Here is a 10,107-nt window from a genome sequence, read left to right as displayed (position 1 = left end):
GCGCTGTGCGGGTCGCTGGCCACGGTGCTGCTCGTCATGGGCGTCTTCCTGCTGGCCGGGCCGCCACGGAGAACCAGTCCCCCGCGACCGGCGGCCCGGCCAGCAGGAAGACGCCCATGACGAGCAGCACCGTGGCCAGCGACCCGCACAGCGCGGCGCGCACCCGGCGGGAGATCCGGGACGGCAGCGGGTCCGCGCCCGCCAGCATCCAGAACACCACCAGCCCGCCGGCGAGGAACAGCGCCGCGGTGAGCAGGTGCGGGCCGTGCCGGGACAGTGCCCACTGGAGCCATCCCGTGCGGTAGAGCAGTGGAAACGCGATCATGTACGCGATCGGCAGCACCGCCAGGAGCGCCGTCGGCCGGCGCGGCGGCCGGGCGGCGAGGGCCCCGTACTGCGAGGACGCGGTGGTGACCCGGGCGGCCAGCGTGAGCGGCGCGCCCAGGCACAGCAGCAGCGGGACGGCGATCGCGAGCACGGTGAGCTGGAGCGCCTGCGCCGACAGCATCGCCCGCGCGTATCCTCCGACGCCGCCGAGCAGCACCAGCCCGGCCAGCGCGAGGCCCGCGAACCAGGCGAGCGTGCGGCCGGCCGGCCAGGACCCCGCCCTGCGGACGCCGGTCAGGTACCCGGCCGCGAGCAGCGCGAGCAGCAGCAGGACCAGCGGGTCCGGCCGGATCTCGGTGAGCAGCCCGGCGGGCGTGAACGGGGCCAGGTCGTACTCCAGCAGGCCGTCGTGCCCGCCGCCGCGCGCCGGCGGTGGCGGCGTGCGGGACAGGCCGACCGCCAGCGCCATCGCCACGCCCATCACGACCAGTTCGCCCACCGCCAGCCGGGTGAAGACGTTCCGCACGCCCCGGTCGGCGACGTGCGCGACCGTGCGGCGGCGGTGGGCCCGGCCGAACAGGGCGAGCACGCCGAGGGCGGCCGTCTTGGCGAGCAGGAACCAGCCGTACGGGCTGCGCCACAGGTGCGCGGGATCGTCCAGCCGGGCCCAGGCGGCGGCCACGCCGGAGACGGCGACGCCCGCGAAGCAGCACAGGGCGATCGTGCTGAACCTGCGCAGCACCAGCGGCAGGTCGGCGGAGCGGCGGAAGTGCACGAGCACCGCGCCCAGCCCGCCGGTCCAGAGCGACACCGTGACCAGGTGCGTCATCAGGCCGGACAGGGCGATGTCGTGGTCGGCGGCGGAGGCCGCGTGCCCGACGTAGGCGACGGGCACGATCGCGAGCACGGCGAGCACGAGCGGGATCGCCGCCGGCAGCCGCGGCACCCGGGTCGCGACGGCCGCCGCCACGACCACGGCCAGCACCAGCGGCAGGACCCGCGCCTGCACGACGGACAGGCCGGCGGCGAGCAGGTCGGGAGCGGCGAGCAGGTCCGCGACGGGCCTGGCGAGCACGTCGGACACGGTCAGCAGGTAACTCAGGACGACGGTGACCGCCCAGCCGGACGCCCACCGTCCCGCCGCCCGGGCGCAGGCGGGCCGCTCCGGCGACCCGGCCGGGGCGAGGACGGCCGCCGCCAGCAGCGTCCCCACGGTGCCCACCGCGCACAGGTCGTACAGGAACCGGACGAGCGGCAGACCCCACCGGGTGAGCGGCCCCGCGTCGGGCAGCCCGGCGATCTGCTGCTCAGCGCCGCCGCCGGCGGCGACGGCCAGCAGCACGAGCCCGGCGGCGATCGACGCCGCGCCTGCGAGGATCCGCCCGCCGCGCCCCACTGCCGTCCAGCCGATCCGGGACGGGACCGGTCCGCTCTCGTGCATCGAACGCTCCCTCCCTCCGGGCCGCGCGGCTCAGCCGCATACAGGGGGATACGCGGCGGAACGCGGCCAGGTTCGGCCGGAGTGTGAAGTGCCGGCCCGGCGTCACGAGGACGGGGCGGGCACCGCCTCCAGCAGGGAGCGCAGCAGCCGGGCGGCGGCGGCGGGGGGCACCTGGCCGGGCGTGTTCACGAGCTGGGAGGCCAGGCCGTCGACGAACGTGTGCAGCAGGCCCGCCCAGAGCTCGACCTGCGCGTCAGGGTGCGGCAGCAGGGCCTGCCCCAGGTCGGTGACCGGGTCGTGACCGCGCAGGACGGCCACGCACTGGCGGTGCAGCGCCCGCTGGTCGTGCCACGCCACGGACCCTCCCTCGGGCGGGTGCTGACGTTCCCACGCCACGACCGCCGACCACAGCGCGTACTCCTCGCGCCGCTCGGCGTCGAGCGGCAGCAGTTCCGCCACGACCGAGGCGACCCCGTCCACCAGCGAGGGCGCGGTGCGGGGCCGCCCCACGCGGGTGATGACCCGCTCGCGCAGGGTGTCGGTGGTGACCCGGATGACGTGCGCCTGCAACTCGTGCTGGTTGCGGAAGTAGTGCCGCAGGGACCCGGTGGACCAGCCGGCTTCGGCGGCCACGCCGCGGACGGTCACGCCGGCCAGCCCGTCGCGCAGGATCACCCGGATGGCGGCCTCGGCGAGCTCGGACCGCCGCTGGTCATGATCGACGAGTCGCGGCACGGCCACATGCTAACACGCCCGTGCTACTTTAATTGGCACAGGCGTGTCACCAAGGCCCGCCACTCCTCCGGAGGGAGACGGACGTGTCGATCGCGTTGATCGGGGCGGTGCTCGGGCTGGCCCTGCTCGACACGCTGAGCCCCGCCGTCATCGGGGTGAGCCTCTACGTGCTGCTGACCCGGCCCCGCCGGACGGGCGCACTGCTCGGGGTCTACTTAGGCTCGGTCGCGCTCGCCTACTTCGCCCTGGGCGCGCTCCTCATGCTCGGCCTGGGCGCGCTCGTACCGGCCGTGGACGAGACCGCGCTGGCCTGGGCGCAGGCCGCTTTCGGCGTGGCGCTCATCGTGGGCAGCTACTTCATCCCCGAACGCGACCCCGGCCGCGCGCCCTTCCACGACCGCCCGCTCACCGTGCGCACGATGGCGCTGCTGGGGGTCGGGACCTGGCTGTTCGAGTTCGCCACCGCCGTGCCGTACTTCGGGGCGATCGGCATCATGACCGCGGCCGGCCTGCCCGCCACGCGGTGGGCGCCGCTGCTGGGCGTCTACGTCACCATCATGATTCTCCCGGGCGTCCTGCTCCGCGCCGCCTGGGCCGTCCTGCCCGAACGCGCGCGGGGCCGCCTGAACGACTGGCAGCGGCGGCTGAGCGCCGGCTCGCGCGCGGCGCTGCCCTGGATGGTCTGGCTCGCGGGGGTGCTGCTGCTGCTGACCGCCGCGCCGGAGCAGATCACCGTCGTCCTGCGCCCGTGACCGTCCGCCGGGGCTCGCGTGCCGGGCCTCAGTGCTGGGCCTCAGTGCTGGGCCTCAGTGCCGGGCCTCAGTGCCGGGCCTCAGTGCCGGGCCTCAGTGCCGGGCCTCAGTGCTGGGCCTCAGTGGGCTCCGGCCGCGCGGAGCAGGGCCGCCACCTCGGTCTGGCCCTTGGCGACGGCGTGCGCCAGCGGGGTGACGCCGTCGCGGTCGGCGAGGTCGAGGTCGGCGTCCGCGGCGATGAGCAGGCGCACGATCTCCTGGTACGGCCCGCTCCCGTCGCCGAGGATGACGGCCTCCAGCAGGCCGGTCCACCCGAGGTCGTTGACGTGGTCGACGTCGATGCCGGTCGTCAGCACCTCGCGGACGTAGTCCACGTGCCCGCGCTCGCAGGCGGGGATGAGGGAGACGCCCCCGTACCGGTTGCGCAGCGTCAGGTCGGGCCCCGCCGGGAGCAGCACCTTGAGCATCGCGACGCTGCCGGTGACCCCGGTGACCAGCCAGGGGGTGTCCTTCCTGGCGTCGCGCGCGTCGGGGTCGGCCCCGGCCGCGATCAGCGTCGCGGCCGTCTCGACGTGGTCGCCCGCCACGGCGAGCAGCAGGGCCGTGCGGCGCTGACCGTCGCGGGCCTCGACGTCCGCCCCGGCTCCGAGCGCGTCCCGGACGGCGGCGGCGTCGCCCCGCGCGGCGCTTTCGAGCAGCCTCTCGTTGAGCACCCCTTCTCCTCTCGTTCGCCGGCCGCCGCACGCCACGAGCATCGCGCCGAGCGCAGCGGCCATGACCGCCCCGCGTCGCGGGCCCGTCGACGGAGCCGGCCGGCGACCGCCCTGAGGCCGGCCGCGGCGATGGCCTCGTCGATCTCGCCGCCGGGCGCCCCGCCCACGCCGATGCCCGCGAGGGGGCCGACCACCTGCGGCGACGGGAACTCCGCCGCCGAGGAAGAGGGTACCCGGGAGGTCGGCGACGCTCGGTCCGGCCCCGGCGTCGAGCGGGCGCGAAGTGGAGATCCTGGAGCCGCCGGCGAGCAGGGCCGGCAACCGGGAGATCGTCAGGAGGCCGCACATCACCGAGGCGACGGTCAAGACCCGTCTGGTGCACGTCTACCTGCAAGCTCGGCATGGACACGCGGATCGCCGCCGCCGTCGCCGCCGCCGTCGGGCGGCGTCTCATCAGGCTCGGCTGACACTCCCGTTTCACGGCGTGAATTCGCCGTCAAAGCCAGGCGAAATAACCCTATATGTCCTGGTATGTGCTGATTTTCGGGCTACCGTCGAAATGGTAGGCACGCGATGGACGTGGGGAGGAACGATGACCAGTGCGGGTGGTTTCCCGGGATCGGGCGGTTGCGGACGCCGCCGCTGGCGTCGTCGCGGTGGCTGCTACCGCCGTTACGCACGCAGGCGGCGCTGGTGGGGCGGCCCCTACGGCGGCCCTTACGGCGACAACTGGAACTGGTGGTGACCGGGCCCGAAGGACCGCGGGTTGCGCAGAGCCTCGCACCGCACCAGAAACACCCCGTTGGCGGTGCGTCGCGAGGCCGCGCAACCCGCACTCTTCTCCCTGTGACCTCGGCCGCACTGTGAACCGGGTTCCGGTGCGGCCGCGGCACTACCGCAGGTAGTCGCCGGCCTCGGCCCCGAGCACGTTCAGCAGCGCCAGGGCCTCGGCGGAGTGCGAGCCCTGCGGCGCGCTGTAGAGCACGAGGTGCTGGTCGCGGTCGGTGAGGGCGAGCGTGTCGCAGTCGACGGTGACCTCGCCGACGACCGGGTGGCGGAAGGTCTTCGTGAGCGTCGGCGCGGCCTGCACGTCGTGCCGCTCCCAGAGCCGGGCGAACTCGGCACTCCGGGCGCGCAGCTCGCCGACGAGGTCGATCACCGCCGGGTCGGACGGGTAGCGGGCGAGGGTGGAGCGCAGCCCCATGACGGCGTGCTGCCGGAACTCCTCGAGGTCGGAGACCCCGTACAACACCGCCCCGTGGCGCGCCGGGCCGAGGAAGGCCCGGCGCGCGAGATTGCGGCCGGCCGGGGCGAGTTCGGCGAAGTCCTCCATGAGCGCGGCCGCGAGGTCGTTCCACGCGAGCACCTCGAACGTCGCCGACGTCACGAACGCGGCCGTCTGCGGCAGCCGCCCGAGCAGCGCGAGGATGCTCGGACGGACGTCGCGCCGGTGCAGCCCGGTCCGGCTCGGCGCGGTGCCCGCCAGGAGGTGCAGGTGGTCCGACTCGGCGTCGGTGAGCCGCAGCGCGCCCGCGATCGCGGCCAGCACCTCGCCCGACGGCCGCGGCGCCCGGCCCTGCTCCAGCCGGACGTAGTACTCGGTGGAGATGTGCGCGAGGACCGCGACCTCCTCACGGCGCAGACCCGGTGTCCGGCGGCGCGGCCCCGAGGGGAGGCCGGCGTCCCGTGGCCGGAGCCGCTCGCGCCGGCTGCGGAGGAACGACCCCAGCTCCTGCTTGTCCATCCCCCCAGTCTGCACGCCGTGCGGGAGCGCATCCTGGTACCGCCGGTACCTGAATCCGGGCCGGAGCCCGGCCCGACACTGTCCCCATGACCAACCACACCGACAACCACCACGCACCCGCCGGCCTGCTCACCGGCAAGGTCGTGTTCGTCACCGGCGCCAGCCGCGGGATCGGGGCGGCGGCGGCCCGGCTCTTCGCGCGGGAGGGCGCGGCCGTCGTGCTCGCCGCCCGCGGCACCGAAGCCCTCCAGGACGTCGTCACCGGGATCCGCGCCGGCGGAGGCGTCGCCGACGCCGTCACCCTGGACCTCGCCGACCGCGCGAGCGTGCGCGCCGCGGTCGATCGCGTCGAGGAACTGCACGGACGGCTCGACGGCGCGTTCAACAACGGCGCGACGATCCAGCGGCCCGGCCCGATCGGCACGACGAGCGACGAGGACATCGAGGAGCAGTTCGCGGTGAACTTCCGCGGGCACTGGACCGCGATGACGGCCGAGGCCGCGCTCATGCGCCGCAACGGCGGCGGGGCGATCGTCAACACCTCGAGCATCGGCAGCCGCCGCGCGAACCCCGCCCTCCCCGCGTACGGCGCGATGAAGCGCGCGCTCAACAGCATCACCGAGACCGCCGCCGTGACCTGGGGACGGGAGGGGATCCGGGTGAACGGCATCACTCCCGGCGGCACCGCCACGGAGATGATCGAGACGTGGGAGGCGGCGAGCCCCGGCGTCATCGCGCGCAACACCGCGCTGATCCCGCTCGGCCGGATGGCCGAGCCCCGCGAGGTCGCCGAGGTGGCCGCGTGGCTGCTCAGCGACCGGGCCTCGATGGTGAACGGCGCGATGGTGCCGGTGGACGGCGGCGCGGGCGCCTGAACCCGGCCGTCCGCGCTGGCGTCCACCGGGGCAGGGCGTCCTGCCCGGAACGTCCTGGTCAGGTGCGGGGCGTGAGGCGGATGACCGGCAGCAGCCGGTCGGTCTTCTCCTGGTACTGCGCGAATCTGGGAGCGGCCTGGACGATCCGCTGCCAGGCGTCCGCGCGCTCGGCCCCGTGGAGCTGCTCGGCGAGCACGTCGAGGGTGCGGCCGTCGACCTCGACGCGGACCCGGTCGGGGTGGGCGGCGAGGTTGTGGTACCAGGAGGGGTTGCCCGCGGCCCCGGCCGCCGAGGCCACGATCAGCAGGGTTCCGACGTCGCCGGGGAACCAGCCGACCGGCGTGCTGCGCTCCAGGCCGCTCCTGGCGCCGACGGTGGTCAGGACCAGGGCGTTGAAGCCCATCATCTGCCCGCCCTTGCGGCGGATCCGGCGGGCGGCCAGCGTGTTGAACCAGCGGAACAGCCGTCCGGCCGGCTGCCGGGCCCCGCGGGTGCCGGTGGGGGTGTCGAAGCTCACGAGGTCTCCAGGGGCTGGGCGTAGTCACGGCCGTGCACCCTGCGCGAGGTGGGGTCGCCGACGGGTCCGTTGATGTTGAAGCTGATGACGCGCTCGGGACGGACGCGGATGATCGCCCCGTCCAACCCGGCGGGGGCGGTGGCCGCGTACGCCGAGTCGGCGGGTTCGGCGATCGCCTCCCCGTGGCCGCGGATCTCCAGCATCCGGGGCTGCCACGGATCGACGGAGGCGAGGTCGTCGATGACGAAGGCGACCCGGCCGTTGGCGGCGACGTTGCGGAACTTCCGGCTCCTCGACATGCCGTGCCCGGCGATGTCGATCGTGCCGGTGCCGCTGTTGTAGCGGAACCCGACCGGGTTGACCTGGAGGGTGCCGTCCGGGTGCGAGGTCGCCAGGCGGCCGAGAAGCTGGCCCGACAGGTAGGTCAGCTCGGCGTCGGTGAACGGCATGGGGAGTCCTCTCGAAAGATAGTTAAGCAAGCATACTATATGCCAGATTAACCATATTGCCCGTGTACCGTTGGAGGGTGAACGACAGGGGGCGGGAGACCGCGCTGGAACCGCAGACCGCGCACGCTTCACCCATGGACGCGGCCACCGGGCTGGTCCGGCTCAGCGGCCTGGTCCAGGCCGTCTACCAGCGCGTCTCCGAGCGCCACGAGCTGACCCCCGTCCAGGCGCGGCTCCTGTGCGTGCTGCTCGACGGCCCGAGGGGCATGGCCGAGCTGGCCGGCTGCTTCGGAGTGGAGAAGGCCGCCCTCACCGGGCTGATGAACCGGGCCGAACGGCGCGGCCTGGCCCTGCGGTCGTCGGTTCCCGGAGACCGCCGGGCCGTCCAGGTGACACTGACCGACGAGGGCCGCGAGGCCGCGCTCGCGTTCCACGCCGAGATGGGCCAGGAGATGGCGCGGCTGCTCGCCCCGCTGACGGAGCCCGACCGCGAGCGCTTCCGCGCCACGATGGCCGAGATCGTCGCCGCGTGCGGCACCGGCCACCCCTGCTGACCCGCCGCCGGGGGGTCACTTCCTGGCGAAGACGCCGAACTCGTCGGCGTTGGCGTCGGTGACCAGCTCGCAGTCGATGGCCTGCTTCTCCTCCTTGCCCGTCGCGCCGGTCCTGATGAACCGGTCGGCCTGCTCGACGGCGCTGGTCGCGCCGAGGGCGGCGGGCTGCAGGGCGGTGGCGTGGAGCGCGTGGGTAACCGCTTACCCGCCGACTTCTTGACTCCCACGTGTCACCGACGTTACATTCCGGCCGAATAACAAAGCAGTATTGAATTAAAATTCAATCCGTGCCACGAGAACCGGACCCCCGGCCGGCCCCACACGAGGCGCCCCACGGGCGCACGGACGGGAGCCGGGACCGTGCCACCAACGGGACAGGAGCCTTCTCCATGGCCGCAGAACCTCTCTTCGGCGCCGGACTCTGGCACTTCGGCCAGTTCCGCGACCGCTACGCCACCGACGGCTACGGCCCGCCCGTCTCCACCCTGGAGGCGATCGACCGGGCCGGCCAGGTCGGCAGCCTGTCGGTCGTCGACATCAACTACCCGTTCAACCCCGCCGACCTCGACGTGACCCTCCTGGAGGAGCGGCTGAAGGCCAACGGGCTGCGCGCCATCGCCCTGACGCCCGAGATCTACACCCGCGCCTTCAGCCGCGGCGGCTTCACCAACCCCGACCCGGAGATCCGCCGCGCCGCGATCGAACTGGTCAGCGACGCGGCCGAGCTGTCCCGCCGGCTCGGCTGCGACTACGTCAAGCTCTGGCCGGGCCAGGACGGCTGGGACTACCCCTTCCAGGCCGACTACAAGGAATTGTGGCGGATGTCCGTCGAGGCCGTCCGCGAACTGGCCCAGCGCCATCCCGACCTGCGCTTCGCCATCGAGTACAAGCCACGCGAGCCGCGCAACCGCATGACCTTCTCCTCCGCGGCCCGCACCCTGCTCGCCATCGAGAAGATGGACGTGCCCAACGTCGGCATCCTGCTCGACTTCGGCCACTCCCTCTACGGCCTGGAGTCCCCGGCCGACGCCGCCCAGCTCATCCTCGACCACGACCGCCTGTACGCCATCGACGTCAACGACAACTTCCGCGGCTGGGACGACGACATGGTCGTCGGCTCGGTGCACCTGGTGGAGACCTTCGAGTTCTTCCACACGCTGCGCGTGAACGGCTGGCAGGGCGTCTGGCAGCTCGACCAGTTCCCCTTCCGCGAGGACTCCGTCGAGGCGGCCCGCGCCGGCGTCGAGGTCATGCGCACCCTCTGGCGCGCGCTGGAGATCCTCGACCTCGACGCCCTCGCCGAGGCCCAGTCCCGCCAGGACGCCCTGGCCGCGCAGCGCATCGCCCGCAGGGCCCTGCTCGGGGCCCAGACGGCGGACTGACCGGCTCAGCGTGCGGGGTCTCCGCAGCCACGGTGGCGGGGCCCCAGCCGGGCCACCGTGGTCCCCCGGCCCGGCGGGGAGAGCCGGGCCGGAGAGTGGAGGCGCGTTCGGCGGCTGCCATCGGTGACGACCTCCCGATGCCTGGACCGGACCAAGCAGACCGCACGCCCTGAGAGCATCCGGGGGCCTGGAGTGTGACGCCGAGCGACATACATCACTTCGCCGCGCGACGCTGTCACACTCGCCGGGGTGGCGGTCCTCTCAGGGGTGACCGGGTGCCGGCCGATTCGTGCCGCCACAAGATGATCCCTGGGAGACTGCATGTCCACCGCCTACGTCACCGTCGCCCTGGTGACGATCGCCCTCAACGGCTTCTCCGCCTTCGCGGCGATGACCCGCCTCGAACCGATCATGCGGAGTCTGGGGCCCGCGCTCGACAGAGCCGGCGTCTCTGAGTCGTGGCTGGTCTTCCCGATCGGCGCGCTGAAGGCGGCGGGCGCGCTCGGACTGACGCTCGGTCTCCTCGGCGTGCCACTGATCGGCACGGCCGCCGCCGCCGGCCTCATCCTCTACTTCGTCTGCGCCCTGTTCACCCATCTGCGCGTCTACGACTTCGTC

General features: G+C 73.8%; 11 protein-coding genes. 5 read left to right on the top strand and 6 right to left on the bottom strand.

All coding sequences use genetic code 11. The features are described from left to right. Positions 1-34: 34 nt before the first annotated feature. Both FAF44_RS49250 and FAF44_RS49245 read right to left on the bottom strand, forming a co-directional pair. Complete coding sequence (locus FAF44_RS49250) at positions 35-1,768, bottom strand: cytochrome c oxidase assembly protein (RefSeq protein ID WP_237110388.1); 1,734 nt, start codon at positions 1,766-1,768, stop codon at positions 35-37. 102 nt (positions 1,769-1,870) lie between these two features. Further along, positions 1,871-2,503, bottom strand: a complete 633-nt coding sequence (locus FAF44_RS49245) for a TetR/AcrR family transcriptional regulator (protein ID WP_237110387.1) — start codon at positions 2,501-2,503, stop codon at positions 1,871-1,873. 83 nt (positions 2,504-2,586) lie between these two features. Here FAF44_RS49245 and FAF44_RS49240 point away from each other — a divergent pair, with 83 nt between their 5' ends. Continuing rightward, positions 2,587-3,255, top strand: coding sequence for a GAP family protein (locus tag FAF44_RS49240; protein WP_237110386.1), 669 nt, complete (start codon positions 2,587-2,589; stop codon positions 3,253-3,255). Positions 3,256-3,374: 119 nt separating this feature from the next. Here the strand turns inward: FAF44_RS49240 and FAF44_RS49235 are convergent, their stop codons facing one another. Then, entirely contained in the window at positions 3,375-3,968 is a 594-nt protein-coding gene (locus tag FAF44_RS49235; protein WP_237110385.1) for an ankyrin repeat domain-containing protein, read from the bottom strand. A gap of 892 nt (positions 3,969-4,860) precedes the next feature. Beyond that, complete coding sequence (locus FAF44_RS49230; RefSeq protein ID WP_237110384.1) at positions 4,861-5,712, bottom strand: helix-turn-helix transcriptional regulator; 852 nt, start codon at positions 5,710-5,712, stop codon at positions 4,861-4,863. 86 nt (positions 5,713-5,798) lie between these two features. Here FAF44_RS49230 and FAF44_RS49225 point away from each other — a divergent pair, with 86 nt between their 5' ends. Continuing rightward, positions 5,799-6,587, top strand: a complete 789-nt coding sequence (locus tag FAF44_RS49225; protein ID WP_237110383.1) for an SDR family NAD(P)-dependent oxidoreductase — start codon at positions 5,799-5,801, stop codon at positions 6,585-6,587. A gap of 58 nt (positions 6,588-6,645) precedes the next feature. On the opposite strand, the gene FAF44_RS49220 is transcribed toward FAF44_RS49225, so the two are convergent. Next, a complete protein-coding gene (locus FAF44_RS49220) occupies positions 6,646-7,104 on the bottom strand; it encodes a nitroreductase/quinone reductase family protein (RefSeq protein ID WP_237110382.1) in 459 nt (152 codons plus the stop codon). Beyond that, positions 7,101-7,553 carry a PPOX class F420-dependent oxidoreductase gene (locus FAF44_RS49215; RefSeq protein WP_237110381.1) on the bottom strand — a complete coding sequence of 151 codons (453 nt, stop codon included), beginning with the start codon at positions 7,551-7,553 and terminating at the stop codon, positions 7,101-7,103. Before FAF44_RS49215 ends, FAF44_RS49220 begins: the two co-directional genes overlap by 4 nt. 77 nt (positions 7,554-7,630) lie before the next feature. On the opposite strand from FAF44_RS49215, the gene FAF44_RS49210 reads away from it, so the two are divergent. The 3 genes from FAF44_RS49210 to FAF44_RS49200 form a co-directional block, all read left to right on the top strand. Continuing rightward, positions 7,631-8,107 carry a MarR family winged helix-turn-helix transcriptional regulator gene (locus FAF44_RS49210; protein ID WP_237110380.1) on the top strand — a complete coding sequence of 159 codons (477 nt, stop codon included), beginning with the start codon at positions 7,631-7,633 and terminating at the stop codon, positions 8,105-8,107. A 389-nt stretch (positions 8,108-8,496) separates the two neighbouring features. Continuing rightward, positions 8,497-9,489, top strand: a complete 993-nt coding sequence (locus FAF44_RS49205) for a sugar phosphate isomerase/epimerase (RefSeq protein WP_237110379.1) — start codon at positions 8,497-8,499, stop codon at positions 9,487-9,489. A 321-nt stretch (positions 9,490-9,810) separates the two neighbouring features. Next, a partial coding sequence (locus tag FAF44_RS49200; protein ID WP_237110378.1) for a DoxX family protein occupies positions 9,811-10,107 on the top strand: 297 nt, incomplete at its 3' end.

Origin of the sequence: Nonomuraea sp. MG754425, assembly GCF_021699195.1 — a bacterium.
GTDB lineage: Bacteria > Actinomycetota > Actinomycetes > Streptosporangiales > Streptosporangiaceae > Nonomuraea.
The sequence above is the reverse complement of the archived record's forward strand: the minus strand, read 5'-3'. Positions and strand labels throughout refer to the sequence as shown.